This is a genomic window from Sphingomonas donggukensis, from assembly GCF_023674425.1.
Lineage (GTDB): Bacteria > Pseudomonadota > Alphaproteobacteria > Sphingomonadales > Sphingomonadaceae > Sphingomonas > Sphingomonas donggukensis.
Map to the genome: position 1 here is coordinate 2,742,430 of NZ_CP098401.1, position 19,587 is coordinate 2,762,016.

Annotated in this window: 20 protein-coding genes and 1 tRNA gene; 6 read left to right on the forward strand and 15 right to left on the reverse strand. The window is 68.9% G+C overall.

Going from position 1 to position 19,587, the window contains the following annotated elements; translation table 11 throughout:
* Positions 1-16: 16 nt before the first annotated feature.
* Positions 17-1,012 (reverse strand): UDP-glucose 4-epimerase GalE, encoded by a 996-nt coding sequence (gene galE / locus M9980_RS13460; protein WP_422921371.1) that lies wholly within the window; start codon positions 1,010-1,012, stop codon positions 17-19.
* Positions 1,013-1,088: 76 nt separating this feature from the next.
* Here galE and msrA point away from each other — a divergent pair, with 76 nt between their 5' ends.
* Positions 1,089-1,631: a peptide-methionine (S)-S-oxide reductase MsrA gene (gene msrA / locus M9980_RS13465; protein WP_250754967.1), complete on the forward strand. Its 543-nt coding sequence runs from the start codon at positions 1,089-1,091 to the stop codon at positions 1,629-1,631.
* Here msrA and M9980_RS13470 read toward each other — a convergent pair.
* Positions 1,605-2,603 (reverse strand): L-threonylcarbamoyladenylate synthase, encoded by a 999-nt coding sequence (locus M9980_RS13470; protein WP_250751808.1) that lies wholly within the window; start codon positions 2,601-2,603, stop codon positions 1,605-1,607. The two genes, msrA and M9980_RS13470, sit on opposite strands and share 27 nt — an antisense overlap.
* Positions 2,604-2,656: 53 nt before the next feature.
* Here M9980_RS13470 and M9980_RS13475 point away from each other — a divergent pair, with 53 nt between their 5' ends.
* On the forward strand, positions 2,657-4,354 hold the full coding sequence (locus M9980_RS13475; protein ID WP_250751811.1) for an acyl-CoA dehydrogenase family protein: 1,698 nt from the start codon (positions 2,657-2,659) through the stop codon (positions 4,352-4,354).
* Positions 4,355-4,484: 130 nt separating this feature from the next.
* Here the strand turns inward: M9980_RS13475 and pyk are convergent, their stop codons facing one another.
* Positions 4,485-5,951: a pyruvate kinase gene (gene pyk, locus M9980_RS13480; RefSeq protein ID WP_250751813.1), complete on the reverse strand. Its 1,467-nt coding sequence runs from the start codon at positions 5,949-5,951 to the stop codon at positions 4,485-4,487.
* Between the two features lie 72 nt (positions 5,952-6,023).
* On the opposite strand from pyk, the gene M9980_RS13485 reads away from it, so the two are divergent.
* Complete coding sequence (locus tag M9980_RS13485; RefSeq protein WP_250754969.1) at positions 6,024-6,314, forward strand: DUF1244 domain-containing protein; 291 nt, start codon at positions 6,024-6,026, stop codon at positions 6,312-6,314.
* Positions 6,315-6,399: 85 nt separating this feature from the next.
* Here M9980_RS13485 and M9980_RS13490 read toward each other — a convergent pair whose 3' ends face one another.
* Positions 6,400-7,089 (reverse strand): uracil-DNA glycosylase, encoded by a 690-nt coding sequence (locus M9980_RS13490; RefSeq protein WP_250751815.1) that lies wholly within the window; start codon positions 7,087-7,089, stop codon positions 6,400-6,402.
* 47 nt (positions 7,090-7,136) lie between these two features.
* Here M9980_RS13490 and M9980_RS13495 point away from each other — a divergent pair, with 47 nt between their 5' ends.
* Positions 7,137-7,508, forward strand: coding sequence for a tRNA-binding protein (locus tag M9980_RS13495; RefSeq protein ID WP_250751817.1), 372 nt, complete (start codon positions 7,137-7,139; stop codon positions 7,506-7,508).
* Here the strand turns inward: M9980_RS13495 and M9980_RS13500 are convergent.
* Together M9980_RS13500 and M9980_RS13505 are read right to left on the reverse strand one after the other, a co-directional pair.
* Positions 7,505-7,903 carry a hypothetical protein gene (locus M9980_RS13500; RefSeq protein ID WP_250751819.1) on the reverse strand — a complete coding sequence of 133 codons (399 nt, stop codon included), beginning with the start codon at positions 7,901-7,903 and terminating at the stop codon, positions 7,505-7,507. The genes M9980_RS13495 and M9980_RS13500 overlap by 4 nt on opposite strands.
* Before the next feature lie 47 nt (positions 7,904-7,950).
* The gene (locus M9980_RS13505; RefSeq protein ID WP_250751821.1) at positions 7,951-8,178 is read right to left on the reverse strand and encodes a hypothetical protein; all 228 of its coding nucleotides are present in this window, start codon (positions 8,176-8,178) and stop codon (positions 7,951-7,953) included.
* 98 nt (positions 8,179-8,276) lie between these two features.
* On the opposite strand from M9980_RS13505, the gene M9980_RS13510 reads away from it, so the two are divergent.
* A complete protein-coding gene (locus M9980_RS13510; RefSeq protein WP_250751822.1) occupies positions 8,277-10,091 on the forward strand; it encodes an ABCB family ABC transporter ATP-binding protein/permease in 1,815 nt (604 codons plus the stop codon).
* Positions 10,092-10,146: 55 nt separating this feature from the next.
* Here M9980_RS13510 and M9980_RS13515 read toward each other — a convergent pair whose 3' ends face one another.
* Complete coding sequence (locus tag M9980_RS13515; protein ID WP_250751824.1) at positions 10,147-11,502, reverse strand: MATE family efflux transporter; 1,356 nt, start codon at positions 11,500-11,502, stop codon at positions 10,147-10,149.
* A gap of 113 nt (positions 11,503-11,615) precedes the next feature.
* Between M9980_RS13515 and M9980_RS13520 the strand changes: the two genes are divergently transcribed.
* Positions 11,616-11,702, forward strand: a tRNA-Leu gene (locus M9980_RS13520).
* A gap of 46 nt (positions 11,703-11,748) precedes the next feature.
* Here the strand turns inward: M9980_RS13520 and M9980_RS13525 are convergent.
* The 8 genes from M9980_RS13525 to M9980_RS13560 form a co-directional block, all read right to left on the reverse strand.
* Entirely contained in the window at positions 11,749-13,023 is a 1,275-nt protein-coding gene (locus M9980_RS13525; protein ID WP_250751826.1) for an Hsp70 family protein, read from the reverse strand.
* 89 nt (positions 13,024-13,112) lie between these two features.
* Complete coding sequence (locus tag M9980_RS13530; RefSeq protein WP_250751828.1) at positions 13,113-14,021, reverse strand: flagellar motor protein MotB; 909 nt, start codon at positions 14,019-14,021, stop codon at positions 13,113-13,115.
* A 169-nt stretch (positions 14,022-14,190) separates the two neighbouring features.
* Entirely contained in the window at positions 14,191-15,054 is an 864-nt protein-coding gene (gene motA / locus M9980_RS13535; RefSeq protein ID WP_250751830.1) for a flagellar motor stator protein MotA, read from the reverse strand.
* Between the two features lie 127 nt (positions 15,055-15,181).
* Complete coding sequence (locus M9980_RS13540) at positions 15,182-16,078, reverse strand: flagellin N-terminal helical domain-containing protein (protein WP_250751832.1); 897 nt, start codon at positions 16,076-16,078, stop codon at positions 15,182-15,184.
* A 10-nt stretch (positions 16,079-16,088) separates the two neighbouring features.
* On the reverse strand, positions 16,089-17,438 hold the full coding sequence (gene flgK / locus M9980_RS13545; RefSeq protein ID WP_250751834.1) for a flagellar hook-associated protein FlgK: 1,350 nt from the start codon (positions 17,436-17,438) through the stop codon (positions 16,089-16,091).
* Positions 17,435-17,788 carry a rod-binding protein gene (locus M9980_RS13550; protein WP_250751836.1) on the reverse strand — a complete coding sequence of 118 codons (354 nt, stop codon included), beginning with the start codon at positions 17,786-17,788 and terminating at the stop codon, positions 17,435-17,437. Before M9980_RS13550 ends, flgK begins: the two co-directional genes overlap by 4 nt.
* On the reverse strand, positions 17,785-18,879 hold the full coding sequence (locus M9980_RS13555; RefSeq protein ID WP_250751838.1) for a flagellar basal body P-ring protein FlgI: 1,095 nt from the start codon (positions 18,877-18,879) through the stop codon (positions 17,785-17,787). The genes M9980_RS13550 and M9980_RS13555 overlap by 4 nt, the downstream gene beginning before the upstream one ends.
* 11 nt (positions 18,880-18,890) lie before the next feature.
* On the reverse strand, positions 18,891-19,577 hold the full coding sequence (locus M9980_RS13560; protein WP_250751840.1) for a flagellar basal body L-ring protein FlgH: 687 nt from the start codon (positions 19,575-19,577) through the stop codon (positions 18,891-18,893).
* Between the last annotated feature and the right edge of the window lie 10 nt (positions 19,578-19,587).

Below are 19,587 nucleotides of genomic sequence, written 5' to 3' on the forward strand. Positions count from 1 at the left end.
CCCAGCCCCGCCATTTCTACAGGCCGCGTTCCGCCAGCTGGCGCTCCCACGCCAGCGCGTCGCGGACGATCCCGTCGAGGTCGTCGTGGCGGGGGCGCCAGGGCAGCGTCCGCAGGATCGCGGCATTGTCGGCGATCAGGGCGTCCGGATCGCCCGCGCGCCGGCCCTGGATCACCCGCGCGATCGTCCGGTTGGTCACCCGGTCGACCGCATCGAGCACCTGGAGGACCGAGAATCCCTTGCCATAGCCGGCGTTCAAAATATGGCTCTCGGTCGGCGCCGCGACCAGCTTTTCCAGCGCATGGACATGCGCCGCCGCCAGGTCGGTGACGTGGATGTAGTCGCGCACGCCCGTCCCGTCGGGAGTCGCGAAGTCGGTGCCGAACACGCCCACCGACGCGCGCTTGCCCAGCGCCGCCTCGACCGCGACCTTGATGAGGTGCGTCGCGCCCGCCGTCGACTGCCCGGCACGCCCGTCCGGATCGGCCCCGGCGACGTTGAAATAGCGGAGCGCCGCGAAATTCATCGAATGCGCCGCGGCGACATCACGCAGCATCGCCTCGGTCATCAGTTTCGACATGCCGTACGGGTTGATCGGCACGGTCGGGTCGCCCTCCGCGACCGGCACCGTTTCGGGGATGCCATAGGTCGCGGCGGTCGAGGAGAAGATGAAGTGCCGCACGCCCCCCGCCACCGCGGTCTCGATCAGGCTGCGCGAGGCGGCGGTGTTGTTGCGATAGTATTTGAGCGGATCGGCGACCGATTCGGGCACCACCACAGAGCCTGCGAAATGCAGGATCGCGCGCACGTCATGCGCCGCGATGACGCGCGCCACACCCGGATCCTCCACCGCCATCGGCACGAAATCGGCACGCCGGTCGACCGCCCAGTCGAACCCGGTGACGAGGTTGTCGATCACGACGACGCGGTATCCGGCGTCGAGCAGTGCCAGCACCGCGTGGCTGCCGATATAGCCCGCGCCCCCGGTGACCATCACCGATCCGTCCATCACCCCGATCGCTCCCGCCGTTGTTCGCGCCCGACCCCAACCCTATCTACGCGGCGTAAGCAAGGAGTTGAGCGTGACCATGGAAACCGCAATTCTCGCCGGTGGGTGCTTCTGGTGCACCGAGGCTGTGTTCAAGGACGTGATCGGCGTCACCGAAGTCGAAAGCGGCTATCTCGGCGGCCACGTCGACAACCCGACCTACAAGCAGGTGTGCGGCGGCGACACCGGCCATGCCGAGGCGATCCGCGTGACCTTCGACGCCGATCAGGTCAGCTACGGCGACCTGCTCGACATCTTCTTCGCGACGCACGATCCGACGCAGCTCAACCGCCAGGGCAACGACGTCGGCACGCAATATCGCTCGGCGATCTTCCCGAAGGACGAACAGCAGGCCGCCGATGCCAAGACCGCCATCGAGCGCAATTCGGCCACATGGCCCGCGCCGATCGTCACCACGATAGAGCCGATGGCGACCTGGTACCCGGCCGAGGATTATCACCAGGAATATTGGGACGGAGAGGGGCAGCGGAACCCCTATTGCCTCGCGGTCATCCCGCCCAAGTTGCAGAAGCTGCGCAAGTCCTTCGCCGCCCGGTCAAAGGCCGCGACCGCCGACGCCTGAGCCGTGCGCGGCGCGGGCGAGGCGGTCGTTGATCGCCTCGCCGATGCCGTCGCGCGGGATCGGCGCGACCGCGATTGCGGCGCGGTCACTCGCGTCGGCGCGGTGGAGCGCGGCGAATAGATTGGCTGCGGCCTCGACCGGGTCGCCGACCGCGGACAGTGTGTCGTCGCCGGCAATGGCGCCGAAGCCGATCAGCCATTCGCCCTCGCGCCAATCAGTCGCGTCCAGCCGCACCGGCTTCGTCGGCGCGTAATGCGAGGCAAGCTGCCCCGGCGCCACCACTCCCTTCGTGCTCCCGCGCAGGCGGGAGCCCAGGGTTGCGGAGGGCAGCGTTCGAGGCTCTGGACTCCCGCCTACGCGGGAGCACGACGCGATCTGGTCCGCCGTGATCGGCCCCGCCCGCAAAATCTCCCGCCCCTGCACGATCGTCGACTCAAGCCCCGCGGTCGTCGGCCCGTCGTCGATCACCAGCGCTATCCGCCCCTCCAGCGTCGCCAGCACATGCGCCGCGGTGGTCGGGCTGATGCGGTTGCTGGCGTTGGCGGATGGTGCGGCCAGCGGCTTGCCCGTCGCGGCGAGCAGCGCCTGCATCGCGCGATGGGCGGGCACACGCACCGCCACCGTAGCGAGCCCCGCCGTCACCAGCCCCGCCACCGCGCCATCGCGCACGGGCAGCACCAAGGTTAGCGGCCCCGGCCAGAACCGCGTCGCCAGCGCGCGCGCGTCGTCGTCGAACACCGCGAGTGCCTCCGCCGCCGCCAGGTCCGCGACATGCACGATCAGCGGGTTGAAGCTCGGCCGCCCCTTGGCCGCATAAATTCCTGCCACGGCGCGCGAATCGGTGGCGTCGGCGGCGAGGCCGTACACCGTCTCGGTCGGCACCGCGACGCATCCGCCGTCCGCGATGATGCGCGCGGCTTCGGCGATCGCGGCGTCGCCGTAGGGTAAGGTGCGGGTGTTTGTGATCGTCACGGCTGAGTGGCTATAGGCTGCGATCAGGACCAGCAAGCCAGAGGACGCGTTCGATGCCCTTCACCCCCGCCGTCGCCGAGCAGCGTTTCGTGCTGGAACATGTCGCGGGCATCGCCGACCTCGGCGTCGATGGCGACATTTTGGACGCGGTGCTGGAGGGGGCGGGCGAGTTTGCCGCGGGCGAATGGGCGCCGCTCGACCGCATCGGCGATACCGTGGGGCCAAAATGGACCGCCGACGGCGTCGTGATGCCGGAGGGCTTTTCCGACGCCTACAAAGCGTATGTCGCCGGCGGCTGGGGCACGATCGGCTCGCCCGAGGCCTACGGCGGGCAGGGTATGCCGTTCGTACTGGCGGCGGCGGTGCTGGAGACATTGGGGACCGCCAACATGGGCTTCGCACTCGCCCCCACGCTGACGGTCGGCGCGATCGAGGCGCTGCTCCACCACGGCACACCCGAGCAGCAGGCGCTCTACCTGCCGAAGCTGTCGACCGGCGAATGGACCGGCACGATGAACCTGACCGAGCCGCAGGCCGGCAGCGACGTGGGCGCGCTGCGCAGCCGCGCCACCCCCCGCGGTGACGGCACTTTCTCTATCCAGGGCACGAAGATCTTCATTTCGTTCGGCGACCACGACATGGCCGACAACATCGTCCACCTCGTCCTCGCCCGCACCCCCGATGCACCCGCCGGGACCAAGGGGCTGAGCCTGTTCCTCGTTCCCAAATATCGCCTCGACGCCGACGGCAATCCGGGCGAGGCGAACGACGTCCGCACGGTGTCGATCGAGCACAAGATGGGCCTCCACGCCTCACCGACCTGCGTGCTCTCGTTCGGCGACCACAATGAGTGCATCGGCGAACTGATCGGCGGCGAGTACGGCGGCATCCGCGCGATGTTCACGATGATGAACAACGCCCGCCTGAACGTCGGTCTCCAGGGCGTGCAGGTGGCCGAGGCCGCGACCCAGCGCGCCATCGCCTATGCCCGTGACCGTGTGCAGAGCCCGCGCGCCTCCGCCCCCGGCGCCGGACCGGTCGCGATCGTCGAGCATCCCGACGTCCGCCGCATGCTGCTCAGGATGAAGGCGCAGACGATGGCGGCGCGCGCGCTCGTCTATCTCGCCTGTGGCCAGGTCGATCGCGCGCAGGCCGGCGATGCGGAGGCGAAGGCCCGGCTCGACCTGCTGACTCCGCTTGCCAAGGCCCACGGCACCGATCTCGGCAACGAGGTCGCGAGCCTTGGCGTCCAGGTCCACGGCGGCATGGGCTATATCGAGGAAACCGGCGCCGCCCAGCACTTCCGCGACGCGCGCATCACCCCGATCTACGAAGGCACCAACGGCATCCAGGCCGCCGATCTGGTCGGGCGCAAGCTCGGCCTCGACAATGGCGGCGTGTTCCAGCGGCTGGTCGCGGAGATGAAGGGCGAGGTGCAGGACGCGGGCCTGCGCGATCTGATCGCGGCATGCGAAGCCGTCGCACGACATTTGTCGGTGTCCGATCCCGACGACCGCTTGGCGGCGAGCTACCCGTTCCTGACGATGCTCTCGGTCGCGGTGTGTGGGTGGCTGATGGAGAAGCAGGGCCGCATCGCCGAGGGCGGCGAGACGCCGTTCCTGAAGATGAAGGCAGCGACGGCGCGCTTTTTCGTAGCGCAGATCGTGCCCGAAGCGCTCGGCCTGCAGGCCGCCGCGATGGCGAAGGCGGACGCACTGTACGCGGTCGATGCGGAGACGCTGGCTGCCTGACGGTTCCTCACCCCCACCGTTCGTTTCGAGCGCAGTCGAGAAACCGATACGAGGCGCTGCTTGGCAGTTTCTCGACTATGCTCGAAACGAACGGTGGGAGGGGGCGCATCCCCAAACCCCAACCGCGCGCCTACCCCTCGTTCCCGCGATAGCCCTTCAGCTCATCCCCGGTCAGGCTCACCACGTGGAGCACATTCGTGCTGCCCGGCGTCTTGAACGGCACGCCCGCGCAGATGATGACGCGGTCGCCGGCTGCGGCGATGTTGTGGCGAAGCGCCATGCGCTTGGCCTTCGCCACCATGTCCTCGAACGAATCGACGTCGCGGGTGTGGACGGCATGGACGCCCCAGAGCAGTCCCAGCTTGCGTGCAGTCGAAATCTCGGGCGTCAGCACCAGCATCGGCACCGACGGCCGCTCGCGGGCGATGCGCCGCGCGGTCGATCCCGACGCCGTGAAGCAGATGATCGCCTTTGCCGACACCGTCCGCGCGATGCCCTTCGCCGCCTCGGCCAGCGCGTCGGCGGTGGTGGGATCGGGCTTGGTGATGGTGAAGTGGACGCGGTCGCCGTGGGCGGGATCGAGTTCGACCGAGGTGGCGATCGAATTCATCATCGCCACCGATTCGATCGGCCACGCGCCCGCCGCACTCTCCGCCGACAGCATGATCGCGTCCGCGCCGTCATAGACCGCGGTCGCGACGTCGGACACTTCGGCGCGGGTCGGGGAGGGCGAGGTAATCATCGATTCGAGCATTTGCGTCGCGACCACCACCGGGCGACCCAGTCGCCGCGCCGTCTCGACGATGCGCTTCTGTAGCGGCGGCACCGCCTCGGGCGGCAATTCGACGCCCAGGTCGCCGCGCGCGACCATCACCCCGTCGCAACCCTCGACGATCTCCTCCAGACGGGCGACCGCAGACGGCTTCTCGATCTTGGCGAGCAGCGCCGCGCGGCCCCCGATCAGCTTGCGCCCCTCGGCCAGATCCTCGGGCCGCTGGACGAAGCTCATCGCCACCCAGTCGACGCCCTGTTCCAGCGCGAACGCCATGTCGCTGATGTCCTTCGGCGTCAGCGCGGCGAGCGGCAGGACGACGTCGGGGACGTTCAGTCCCTTGGAATTGCTCAGCGCCCCGCCCACCGTCACGCGGGTGACAATACGGTCGGCGTCATGTTCGATGACGTGCAGGACGAGCTTGCCGTCGTCGAGCAACAGCCGCGCACCCGGCTCGATCGCTGCGAAAATCTCGCGGTGCGGCAATTGCACGCGGGTCGCATCGCCCTCGATATCATCGCGGTCGAGCGTGAAGACGCTGCCCGTCTCCAGCATCACCTTGCCCTCGGCAAACCGCCCGACGCGCAGCTTCGGCCCCTGCAGGTCGGCCAGGATCGTGGTCGGCCGGCCCAGCGATTTCTCCAGGCCGCGGATCGCCTCGATCACCGGAATCTTCGACGCCTGGTCGCCGTGGCTCATGTTCACGCGAAACGCATCGGCGCCCGCCGCGAACAGCTTCGCGATCATCTCGGGCGTGCTGCTGGCCGGCCCCAGGGTCGCGAGCACGCGGACCTTGCGGCTGCGCGGGTGGATCGTGGCGGTCATGGTCGTCCTTCGGCTTGTTCGCCCCGCCCTAGCGCCTAAGTGTGACTGCGTTCAATGAATAGGAATGCGGTGATGGACGAACTCGACACGCTCGACGACACGGTGGCCGCGGCGGCATTCCGCCGGCTGGTCCGCCACCTGCGCCACCGCACCGATGCCCAGAACGTCGACCTGATGGGGCTGGCGGGGTTCTGCCGCAATTGCCTGAGCGACTGGGTGGCGGAGGCGGGCGCGCTCGACAAGGACGCCGCGCGTCGGGCGATCTACGGCATGCCCTATGGTGAGTGGAAGGCGCAGCATCAGGGCGACGCCAGCCCCGACCAATTGCGCCGCATGGCCGAAAGCGTCGCGAAGAACGCCTAGCCGCCCAGCCCCCTCCATCCGTTCGTCTCGAGTAGGGATCGAGCTTGTCGAGAGCCCGTATCGAGAGACCTTTTCCCGGGCCGCCTTAGCCGGTCGCCGCCCAGTCGATCGTGCCGCGCCCGTGGTCGGCCAGGAAGGCGTTGGCCCGGCTGAAATGCCCGCAGCCGAGGAAGCCGCGGTGCGCCGACAGGGGCGACGGGTGCGGCGCGGGCAACACCAGATGCCGCGATGTGTCGACGAACGCCGCAGCCTTCTGCGCATGGCTGCCCCACAGCAGGAACGCGACCGGGTGCGGCCCGGCATCGACCGCGCGCAGGATTGCCTGCGTCACCGCATCCCAGCCGCGCCCGGCATGTGACGCCGCTTCGCCCGACCGCACCGTCAGCGTGGTGTTGAGCAGGAGCACACCTTGCTTCGCCCATCCGGTCAGACTTCCCGAAACCGGTTTGGTGATGCCCAGGTCGCTCGCGAGTTCACGGTGAATGTTGGCAAGGCTTGGGGGCACGCGGACGCCCGCGGCGACCGAAAAGGCGAGGCCGTGCGCCTGTCCCGGCCCATGATAGGGATCCTGCCCGAGGATGACGACGCGCACCGCTTCAGGCGGCGTCAGCGCCAGCGCCGTGAAACGGTCCCGCGCCGGCGGGAAGATGGTCGCGCCCGCCGCATCTTCCGCCGCCAGAAACGCGTCGAGTGCGGCCAGCGCGGCGGGCGGCACCGCGCCCACAATCGCATCGCGCCACGCGGACGGCAGGTCATCGAGGATCGGTGAGGTCATCGCGCGGCCTATGCCACCGCCCGCCGCTATGGCAAATCGCAGGGACCATGCACCTGACCCACGACACCGCCGCGCCGACCGCCGCTACCATCGACTTCGACCAGTTCCTCGCCATCGACATCCGCGTCGGCACCATCGTCGAGGCGTGCGACTTCCCCGAGGCACGCAAGCCCGCCTATCGCCTGACGATCGATTTCGGGCCGACGATCGGTTGCAAGGCGTCGTCGGCGCAGATCACCGAGAATTACGCGCTGGCCGACCTGATCGGTCGTCAGGTCGTCGCCGTCGTCAATTTCCCGCCGCGTCAGATCGGGCCGACGATGTCCGAAGTCCTGACGCTCGGCTTCCCCGACGCCCACGGCCACGTCGTGCTGGTTACGCCGAGCGCGACTGTACCGAACGGCGGACGCCTGTTCTAGACGCTCCGCCGCCATCCGGGCACATGCAGAGCCATCCACGCACCGAGTGCGGGCGCCAGCACCGTCGACAGCTGCATCCACAACGGCGCCGGAATCTGCGTGGCGTTGAAGATGCCGGCGCACGCGATCAGCGCCCCGACAACCCACGTCGCAACCGCCCAGTCCGAGATTTTGAGCGCCGTCCATCCGCCGGCAAAGGCTCCGACGAACCACGCGCCAACGATGAACAACGACGCGCCCATCGGCAGATCGGCGATATAGCGCGCCACCGACGCGGCATCGCCCATGTCCAGGCCCGGGGCGGGCGGATAGACCTGATGGCCGACCAGATCGACCACCGTGATCGCCAGCATCGCCACGACGACGCCTATCACCACGCCCAGAAATTTCCGCATGCCGCGCCCTCCTGCCGGGCGCATGCTAACTCAACTTTCGGTGGAGATCAGCCCCGCGACGGGCGATCGTTCGACGCGATCGTCAACCCGCGGCGCTGGCACGCGGCCTGTACGACCGGGAACGACAGGTCGGCATTCTGCTGGAGGACATTTCCCATCGCCGCCTGGCAGGCGGCTGCCGTCTCGTACCGGACCGGCGCCACCCGCTGCTGCTGGCATGCGAGGCCGTCGTCGCCGCAGCCGAGGATCGCCATCACGAAATAGAGCGGTTCCATGTCGAATGTCCCTTCGGACAGCTAAACACATGGTGCGCCCGGACGGTTCCCGCCCGCGCCCGGTTGCGCCGACGCGACATGTCCCTACCTATGCGTCCATGCCGCCTGCCCGCTCCGACGGCGCCGACCGTCCGCTCGGGCCGACGCTCCGCCGTTTCCTCCCCTATCTCTGGCCTGACGACGCGCCCGCACTGAAGGCGCGCATCGTCGGCGCGATGGTGTTCGTCGTGCTGTCGAAGCTGGTGCAGGTGTACGGCGCGCCGTTCGCCCTGCAGGGGGCGGTGGACCGGATGGCGTCGGGCGACCGCGGCCTTGCCAACCTCGTCCTGCTGCTCGTCATCGGCTATGCCGCGGCGCGGTTTTCGACCGTGGTGTTCGACAATCTGCGCAACGCGGTGTTCGAACGCGTCGGCCAGGATGCGACCCAGCGGCTGGCGGCGGCGGTGTTCCGCCACCTGCACGACCTGTCGCTGCGCTTCCACCTCGAACGTCGGACCGGCGCGGTGACCAAGGTCGTCGAGCGCGGCACGAAAAGCATCGACACGATGCTGTATTTCCTGCTGTTCAACATCGCCCCGACGGTGCTGGAACTGACATTGGTGCTAGGCATCTTCGCGACGCGGTTCGGCTGGTGGCTGGTCGCGGGCACGGTGACGATGGTCGTCGTGTACATCGTCTTCACCCGCATCGTCACCGACTGGCGCGCGGCGCTGCGCCAGCGGATGAACGACCTCGACACCGGAGCGGTGGCGCATGCGGTCGATTCGCTGCTCAACTTCGAAACCGTCAAATATTTCAATGCCGAAGCCCGCGAGGCGAAGCGTTATTCGAACGCCGTCGCCGCCTATGCCGACGCCGCGGTGGTATCTGAGAATTCGCTCGCGTGGCTCAACATCGGCCAGGCGCTCATCACCAATGTGATGATGGCGGGCGGCATGGCGCTCGTCGCGTGGGGCTGGGCGAGCGGGCGGTTCTCGCCCGGCGACGTCGTGCTGGTGTCGACCCTGCTCGCCCAGCTGTTTCGCCCGCTCGACCTGCTCGGCATGGTGTACCGCACGATCCGCCAGGGCGCGATCGACATGGGCGCGATGTTCGACCTGATCGACACTCCGTCCGAGATCACCGACGCGCTCGGCGCGGCGCCGCTGGCAGTAACGCGCGGGGCGGTCCGGTTCGAGGGCGTGCAATTCGGCTACGACCCCGACCGCGCGATCCTGAAGGGCATCGACCTCAATATCCCCGCCGGCCAGACCGTCGCGGTGGTGGGCCCGTCGGGCGCCGGCAAGTCCACGCTTGCGCGGCTGCTCTACCGTTTCTACGACGTCACCGGCGGGCGCATCACCATCGACGGACAGGATATCGCGCAGGTCACCCAGACGTCGCTGCGCGGTGCGATCGGCATCGTCCCGCAGGATACGGTGCTGTTCAACGACACCATCGGCTACAACATCGCCTATGGCCGCGAGGGAGCTACCGACGCGGAAGTCGCGGCGGCGGCGCGCGGGGCGGCGATCGCCTCGTTCATCCAGAGTCTGAGCGACGGCTTCGACACCCGCGTCGGTGAGCGCGGGCTGAAGCTGTCGGGGGGCGAGAAGCAGCGCGTCGCCATTGCCCGCACGCTCGTCAAGAACCCGCCGATCCTGATCCTCGACGAAGCGACCAGCGCGCTCGATAGCCGTACCGAATCCGAAATCCTCGACACGCTGGAGGCGATCGAGCGCGGGCGCACCACCATCGTCATCGCCCACCGCCTGTCGACCGTCGTCCACGCCGACCGCATCGTCGTGCTGGAGGCGGGCCGGGTCGCCGAACAGGGGACGCACGCCGAATTGCTCGCGGCGAACGGCGTCTATGCCGAGATGTGGGCGCGCCAGCAGGCCGAGCGCGAAGAGGCACTGGCGGTGGGCGAATAGCTATTCCCCCCAATCCGTTCGTTTCTCGACTGCGCTCGAAACGAATGGCTGTAGCTTACAACCGCCGCCCGACCCACCAAAGTCGCACGCCGCCTAGAGCCGCCGCCGCGACCATGCCGAGGCCCGACGCCCACACCAGCGCCATCGCGCCCAGGCCTTGCCCGACCAGCCACCACCCCAGCCCGCCCGTCACCAGGAAGAACGCGACGATGCCGTTGATCCCCGCCGCGACCTGATCGCCAAGCGAGCGCAGCGCATAGACGAACACCACCTGCAACCCGTCGAACAGGATGAACGGTGCCCAGACGAGCAGCATCGCCGCCGCCAGCATCTGCGCTTCCGCCGTTGCCGGAAAAGCGCCCGTCACCGCCCGGTCGAACACGATCAGCCCCAGCGCCAGCGTGCCCGTCGCCAGCGCCGCCAGCCCCGCGGCGATGGCGGCACGGCGCGGGGCGTCGCGCGGCACGCCTTCGCCCACCGCATTGCCGACCCGCACCCCCGCCGCCGATCCCAGCCCCAGCGCCACCGCAAAGGTCACGTTGTGGATCGAGAACACGATCTGGAAGGCATGGGTGACGGCGTCGCCCAGCTGCGTCGACAGCGCGATCAGGATCGAGAAGCCGGCCAGTTCCAAGCCCGATGCGATCGCCGGCACGGTTCCGAACTTCAGCAACCGCCATGCGCCCGCAACCGTGGCCGGCGTCAGATACGCCGCCCAGTCGCGCACCCCCCGCTCGGCGGCGCGGGGCAGGGTGGTCGCCGCGACCAGCATCAGCACCGCGCCTGCCACCGACGCCACTACGGTCGCCGCCGCCGCCCCGACCGCGCCCAGCATCGGCAGGCCCAGGTGCCCGCCCGACAGCGCCCACGCCAGCACGGCGTTGAGCGGCAGCGTGGCAAGATTGACCGTCATCACCCGACGCGGGCGGCTGACGCCTTCCAGAAAGAAGCTCGCCGCGATCAGCAACAGCTGGAACGGGTAGGCCAGCGCCATCGTCCGCACCACCGCCGCGGCGGCTGGCGCAATCCCCGGCGCGACCCCGACCGCGAGCAGCCCCGGCAGCGCAAAGGCATACAGCACGCCTCCGCTTGCCAGCCCGAGCAGCGCGGCGAGCATGATCCCCTCGCGGAAGTGCTTACCCGTCGCGGGCAGGTCGCCCGCCCCATCGGCCCGCGACACGAACACGATCACCCCCGACAGGCAGCCGAGCATCGTGACGATACCGATGAAGGTCAGCGCCCGGCTGGCCGACAACGCCGCGACTTCGTGGCCGCCGACCAGCCCGACGACCACGACGTCGGTCACGTGCAGGATCGTCCAGTTCAGGCCCGTCAGCACCACCGGCCAGGCGAGGCCGATGAGCGTGCGGGCCTCGCGGGCCGTGCTGGTGATCGGGGGCGGGGTGGCCATGGGAGGCGGGGGCTCTACCCGCTCCCGCGACGAAGCGCCATTGCCAGCCCGGTTTGGAGTTGCTAGGGGCGCTCGCCTTACCAGACACCGGCACTCGCCCGGTGGTTTCTAATGCGGCCGTGGCGGAACTGGTAGACGCGCAACGTTGAGGTCGTTGTGGGCGAAAGCCCGTGGAAGTTCGAGTCTTCTCGGCCGCACCAGAAACTACGAAGGGGCCCCATCGTGGGCCCCTTTTTCGTATGGGCGTCAGGCGGCCCAGGCCGTGATGTCGTCCTCCGCCCCGATCAGTGCCAGGCCATGCGCGATCGACGTCAGCTCGCCGCCGGTCGCGATCCGGTCCGCGCCGAACCGGCCCGTGAACAGCTGACGGATGCGCGGGATCAGCGATGTGCCGCCGGTCAGGAACACGCGGTCGATCGCCACTGCCGTCACGTCGGCGCCGGCCAGGGCGCGGTCGACCGCGGCCTCGATCCGGACGATGTCGGGCGCGATCCATGCCTCGAATTCCGCGCGCGTGACGTCGGCTGCGATCTTCAGCCCGCCGCCATCGAAGGTGAAGGTCGCGGTGTCCGCGCTCGACAGTGCCCGCTTCACCCGGCCGACCGCATCGTACAGGCGATACCCCTGCTCGGATTCGATCACCGCGATCATCCGCGCGATGGCATCCGGGTCAGTGGCGGCGCGACGCAGCGTCTCGAGCTCGGCGAGCGTCTTGCGGTTGCGCATCAACGCCAGGCGCGACCAGTCGGCGAAATCGGCGAAATGCCCGCGCGGGATTTCCAGCAGCTTGTCGAACGACCGATACGTGCCGCCCTTGCCCAGCAGCGGCAGGACGAGGTGTTCGAGGATGCGGTAGTCGAAGCGATCGCCGGCGATCCCGACCCCGGCATGGGCCAGCGGCTCGCACCGCCGCGCCGCGCCGGGGGCAGCGATGCGGACGACCGAGAAATCGGACGTACCGCCGCCGAAATCGGCGACCAGCACGGTCGCGGGGCGGTCGATCCGCGCGGCATAGCTGAACGCCGCGCCCATCGGCTCATAGACATAGTGAACCTCGGCCCCCAATCGCGCGAACACCGCATCGTAGCGGCGGCGGGCGAGCGCCTCGTCGGGACGGTGGCCGGCATATTCGACCGGTCGCCCGACGATGACCCGCGTCGCGCCGCTCAGCGCGCCATGCGCCCGCGCCGCCATCCGGTCGAGGAACAAGCCGCCCAGATCCTCGAAGGCATAGCGCTTGCCGAACAGGGTCGCCGCATCGAAGCTGGCGCTGGCGGCGACCGACTTGAACGACTGGAGGAACCGGCTGCCTTCCGGAAACTCGAGATATTCGGCGATCGCCCACGGCCCCGCGGCGATGTGGATGCCGGCGTCTTCCCAGAAGCACAATGCGGAGCGGAACACCGCGTCGCTGCCCTCCGGCCCGTCGATTGCGACGAGGTCCGCGGTGCCCCCGCGCGCCACCGCGGCGACCGAATTGGTCGTGCCGAAATCGAAACCAAGGGCAAAGGGCGCGGACATGGGCCGCGGCGCTTACACGGGGGAAGGGGAGGGCGCTAGGTTCCGGCTCAACTCCCTTCCCTGGAAGGGAGGGGAGAATGACACGGCCGCTACTGCCCGAAACTGCCCCCACGATACAGCAGGGTGATCGCCACGCGGCGGTTGCGCGGGTCGGCGGTGTTGTCGCCGATCATCGGCTCGCGGTCGGCGACGCCCTCGATCCGTTCGAACCGCGCTTCCTCGACGCCGCCTGATGCCAGCCGCCGACGCGTCGCCTCGGCACGGCTGGACGACAGCATCCAGTTGTTCATCGCCCGCGGGTCACCATAGGGCACGCTGTCGGTATGGCCACGGATCATGATCGGGTTCTGCGTGCCGCGGATCGCGTCGGCGACCAGCCCGATCAGCCCCGACGCCTCCGGCACCAGCGCGGTCGTGCCGAGCGCGAACATCGAATAATCGGCGTCGTCGACCAGGTCGATGCGCATGCCGTCGCGGGTCATCACGAAGCGGACGTGCTTGCCGAGCTTCGCCAGCTTCGCGTTCGATGCGATCTGCGCCTCGACCTGGCGCTTCATGCGGCTGAACGTCTTCGCATCCTCGGCGCGGGTCGCCATCGTCTTCAGCGAGCCCTTGTCGCCCGATCCCTCGCGGTTGCCGCCGGTCGCGGCGACCGGGATGGTCAGCGACCGGGTGCCCGTCTGCTGCGCCTTGTGGGGATAATTGTCCTTGTCGGTGATCGACGACCCGCCGAAAATGCCGTTGGAGCCGGCCGAATTCTTTTTCATCTCGACCAGCGTCGGCGTGAAGTAATCGGCGATCGACTTGCGCTGCTTCTCGGTGGTGGCGCCAAGGATCCAGAGCAGCAGGAAGAACGCCATCATTGCCGTCACGAAATCGGCATAGGCGACCTTCCACGCGCCGCCGTGATGGCCGCCGTGGCCGGCGTCGATGATCTTCTTGACGATGATGATCTTGGGCGGCTGGTTCGACCCGTGCGGAGCGCGTGCGGCGGCCATTATGCGGCGCCTCCCGGCGCGCGGCGGCACCGGCCCGCTCCCCTGCCTGGCCACCCATATGTGTAGCCTAGCTGGGTGGCCGACCGGGTCCCCGCAAAGTAAAATTTTGCGAGGTGCCCCGGGTGGGGGAGCGGGCCGGTGCCGATCATCGGCGGGAGCCGATCAGGAATCACCGTCCGCGCAGCCCGTCGAAGACTTCGCCAAAGCCGGGCTGGTTCGCATGCGCGATGCCCGAGCGGGCGGCCTCGATCACCAGCGGCTGCGGGTGGCCGTGGAGCGAGGCGATGATGATCTGCTTGACCACATGATAGATCGCGCCGTCGGCGTCGATCACCTGCTGCAACCGGTTGGCGAGCGGGCCGACGATACCGTAGGCGAGCAGCACGCCGAGGAAGGTGCCGACCAGCGCGGAGCCGATCATGCCGCCCAGGATCGCAGGCGGCTTGTCGATCGATCCCATCGTCTTCACCACGCCCAGCACCGCAGCGACGATGCCGAGCGCGGGCAGCGCGTCGCCCAGCGACGTCAGCGTGCCCTGCGGCCCCTGCACCTCGTGATGGTGGGTCTTGATCGCGTTATCCATCACTTCCTCGACCGCGTGGACGTCGAGCGTGCCCGACGACACCACGACCAGCCGCAGCGTGTCGGCGATCAGGTTGATGAGCGTGTGGTCGGCCAGCAGCCGCGGATATTCGGCAAAGATCGCCGACGACGCCGGATCCTCGACATGCGGCTCCAGTGCGATGGGCCCGTCGGTGCGCAGCATCTTCATCAGCTTCGACACCAGGAAGATCGTGTCGAGGTAATCCTGCTTCTTGTACTTGGGCCCCTTGAACACCTTGCCGAGGCCACCGCCGATCGCCTTCAGCTCCTTGCCCGAATTGCCGATGATGAGCGCGCCGATCGCGGCGCCGCCGATGATGAGCATCTCGTGCGGGACGGCGTGCAGGACAGGCCCCAGTGCACCGCCGGTGATGACGAAACCGCCGAACACCATCGCGAGCAGGACGACCAGGCCGATGACAGGAAACATGGATACACCAACCCCCACAACGCGTGCCGCAACCCACAAGGGTTAACGGACGCCGTTTGCCATCCTTGGCGGCAGGAGGTGGGGATTTGGTTAACGACGGCGCCGAATTTGTCGCGCCGTGCGCGCTTCAGCGAATGTAATCGAACAGCGACAGCGAGGTCAGCTTCGTAAAGCTCGCCTGCGTCGCCTGCAGCACGGTCAGCGTCTTCTGCAGCTCGGTGATCGTCTGCGTCACGTCGACGTCCTCGATGCCCGTGCGCACTTCCTCGCGCGCGGTGGCGATGTCGGCCAGGCGCGCGGTCTCGAGGTCGAGCCGCGCACCGCGTGCGCCCGCCGATGCGCGGGCGTCGGTGACCGCGCCGAGCGCCGCCTGCACGTCGGCGATGCCGCTGCCGATACCGGTTCCCGCGCGCAGCGAATCGGCGACGGATTTGACGATCGCGAAGACGTCGCTCGTCCCGGCGGCGGTGGCGACGCCGCCGAAGATGCGCTCGCCGCTGACGGTCGCCTGGATCGATGCCCCGCCGATGGGGATGGGGGAGGATTCGCCGCTGCCGCCGTAGCTGACGGTGCCGTCGGCGTTGAGCGTATAGGGCGTCGCCTCGCTCGCGCCGCTGAACAGCGGGCTGCCGCGCGAATCGGTAGCGTTGGCGAGGCGCACGATATCCTCGAGCACCGCATCCAGCTGGGTCGCGATCGCCGATTTCTGGTCCGCCGACAGCGTGTCGGACGCGCCCTGCACGACCAGCTCGTTTGCGCGCTGCAACTGGGTTTCGATCGCCGACAGCGCCGTATCGGATGCGGTGACCAGACTGGCGGCCAGCTGCACGTTCGCGGCATTCTGCACATCGTCGGTGGCGGCGCGCTTCAGCGTGTTCAGCTGGCGATAGCCCGCGGCATCGTTCGACGGCGCGACGATGCGCTTGCCGGTCGCGATCTGGGTCTGGAGCGTGTCGGCGCGCGCGGTCAGGCCGCCCATCGACTGCGCGGCGCGATCGTACAGCAGGGAGGAGGAGATGCGCATGCCGGCTGTCCTAGCGGATGTCGATGATGGTCTGCAGGATCTCGCGCGCGACCTGGATCACCCGGCCCGATGCCTGATACGCCTGCTGGAAGCGGATGAGATTCACCGCTTCCTCGTCGAGGTCGACGCCGCTCACGCCCTCGCGCGCGGCGACCGCGGCATCGCGGATCGTGCCCTGCGCGCTCGCCACGTCGCGGCGCGCGGACAGCGCGGCGGCGTTGGCGGTGACGCTGTCGGCCAGCCGCGTCTCGAACGCGCCGTCGGTGCGAAAGGCGGCGAGCGCGGCCATGTTGCCGTTGCCGCGCACCCCTTCGCCGACCGCCGCCGCGGCGATGCCGCGCGGGTCGGTCAGCGTCATCTGGATCTCGGTCGGGGTGGCGCCGACGGTAAACATCGGCTGGCCGGCAGCGCCGTCGAGATCGCGGCCATCGGCCTGAAGCTCGTTGATCCCGGTCGTGAAGCGGGTGGCGAGATCGTCGAGCGTCTCGCGCGCGGCCACGACGCGTGCGGCGCCATCGGCGATGCCGGCAAGCGTCCCGCCGTGCGCGGGGATCAGCTCTGTCCCGCCGCCGCGATTCGCCGCGAACGAGACGCCACCGCTTGCGTTCATCGTAAAGGTCACGAAGGCGGACCCGGCGGCATCGGCCAGCACCGGGCCGGTGCTGCCGCCGGCGCGCGCCGTGGCGCGGCCATAGGCGTCGGTCTGCACGTCGACATCGACCAGCGCGCTCATCGATTCGAGCACCCGGTCGCGTTCGTCGAACAAGGCGGCCTGTTCGACCGAAGCGGGCTTCGCGCGGGTCAGGCTGGCGTTCACGCGGGCCAGAGCGTCGGACAGATCGGTCAGTTTCCTCGCGGCATCGTTGCCGCTGCCCTTCAGGTCGGCGCGCGCGGCGTCGATCGCACGGCCCGTGCCGGCGAATGCGGATGCCAGGCTCGATGCGGTCTCCAGCATCACGGCGCGCGGGGCGCCGGCGGCGGGGTCGGCGGCGACCGCCTTGCCGGCGTTGAAGAATGCGGTCAGCCGCTCGCCGAGCTGGTTGCCGGTCAGCGCGCCCTCGACCCGGTCGAGCCAAATCACGCCGGTTTCGGTACGCGCCAGGTCGGCGCCCGCGACGCGGACCTCGGCGACCTTGAACGCATCCGCCGAGCGGGCGATGCCGGTAACGATCGATCCGTTGCCGCCCAGGTTGGTGGTCTGGCCCAGCGACATGCTGGTCGCGCGCGTGACCTCGGCGATGGTCGCGGTGCGCCGCGCATAGCCTGCGGTGCCCGCGTTCGCGATATTCTCGGACGTGGTGCCCAGCGCCGCCTGATAGGCGCGCACACCCGAATAGCCGATGGTGAACAGGTCGCTCACGGCGTCGCCTCACCGTCGCCAGCTGCCGGGGCGGCTGCGCCCTGCGTCTTCTCGAGGAATGCGGTCATCGCCTTGCCGATGCCCATCGGCGCGTGGCTCGCCATGCTCTCGGCGATGCGGCCGTCGAACATGTCGCGGAATTGCTCGCCCGCCTTGTTGTCGAACAGGCCGTCGCCAAGCTTGGCTGCGCGCATCGACTTCAGCATCATGCCGGTGAAGATAGCCTCGAACCGCTCGCCCGCCTTCTGCAGGTTCGCGTCGGACTTCAGCCGCGACGTGTCGTTCGACACGCCGCCGGCGGTTCCGGCGATACCGTTGAGCGGCATGGTCGAGGCGGGGATCTGGGTCACAGGACGATCAGCTCCGCCTTCAGCGCGCCGGCTTCCTTCAGCGCCTCCAGGATCGCGACCAGGTCGGCCGGCGATGCGCCGATGGCGTTCACCGCCTTCACGACGTCGGCGAGCTTCGGTCCGGGTGCGAACAGGAACATCGGGCGCTTCTCTTCCTCGATACCGACGGCACTTTTCTGCTCCAGCGCCGTCTCGCCCTTCGAAAAGGGTGCCGGCTGGCTGATGCGCTGCTGTTCATCAATACGAACAGTAAGTTTACCATGTGTTACCGCAGCGGGGCTGACCCGGACGGCCGAGTTGATGACGACGGTGCCGGTGCGCGCGTTGACGATGACCTTGGCCGGCGCCTCGGCGGAGGTGACGTCGAGGTTCTCGATTCCGCTCATCGCGGTCGCGCGGACGTCGGCGCCGGCGGGGGCGTTCACCGCGATCGACACGCCGTCCAGCGCGCGGGCGGTGCCCATGCCGTAGCGCGCGTTGATCGCGTTCGCGACGTTTTGCGCGGTGGTGAAGTCGGCGCGCGCCAGGTTGAAGGTGAGGGTTGGGGCCGACGCAAATCCGGTATCGACCGCGCGCTCGACCGTCGCTCCCTCGGGGATGCGGCCCGACGAGGGGACGTTGACGACGATCTTCGACCCGTCGGCGCCTTCCGCACCCAGGCCGCCGACCGCGAGGTTGCCCTGCGCCATCGCATAGATCGCGCCGTCCGCACCGTAGAGCGGCGACAGAATCAGCGTGCCGCCGCGCAAGCTCTTGGCCTTGCCCATCGACGACACGGTGATGTCGAGCTTCTGGCCGGGCTTCGCGAAGGCTGGCAGTTCCGCGGTGATCATCACGACCGCGGCGTTCTTCAGCCCCGGATTGGCGCCCGGCGGCAGCTGCAGTCCGAAGCGCGACGTGACGCCCTTCATCGACTGGACGGTATATTCCAGGTTGTCGTCGCCCGTGCCCGGCAGGCCGACGACGACGCCGTATCCGGTCAGCTGGTTGGTGCGGATGCCCTGGAAGGTGCCGAGATCCTTGATGCGGTCGGCGTGCGCCGGCGTCGCGATCAGGAGCGCGGTCAGCGCGGCGAGGAGAAGGCGGATCATGCGTGGGAACCTCAGAACGGGCTGACGACCTGGAAGAAGCGGCTGAGCCACCCCTGCCGACTGGCGCGGGCGACGTCGCCGCGCCCGGTGTAGGCGATCTTCGCATCGGCCACGCGGGTCGACAGCACGCGGTTGTCGGCGCTGATGTCGGCGGGGCGAACGAGGCCGCGGATCTGGACGAATTCGTCGCCGCGGTTCAGCGTCACCGTCTTCTGCCCCTGCACGATCATCGTGCCGTTGGGCAGCACTTCGGCGACCGTCACGCTGATCTCACCCGACAGCGCGTTCGACTGGTCGGCGGTGCCGGTGCCCCCGAAATTGCGCTTGCCGCTGATGCTCGCATCGCTCTGGTTGAACAGGTTGAGCGCGCCGGTGGTCGGCGGCGTGATGCCGAAGCCGCCGCCCGAATCGAGCTTCGTGCCCGCCGATTTCGATGCGCTGGTGCGCTCGACCAGCACGATCGTCAGCGGATCGCCGACGGCGCGCGCGCGCGTCCCCTCGTACAGGCCGCCATAGCCGCCCGCGACTTGGAAGATCGCGCCGTTGGCAGGCGCGGGCACCGGCGCCGGGGGCGGGGCATAGACCGTCCGGTATTCGGGCGGCGGCACGGCCTTCTTCTTCGATCCGAACAGGCCGGCGTCGGCCGGCGTGGCGGCGACCGCCGACAGCGCGGCACAGGCGAGGAGCAGGGTACGCATGACGATCATC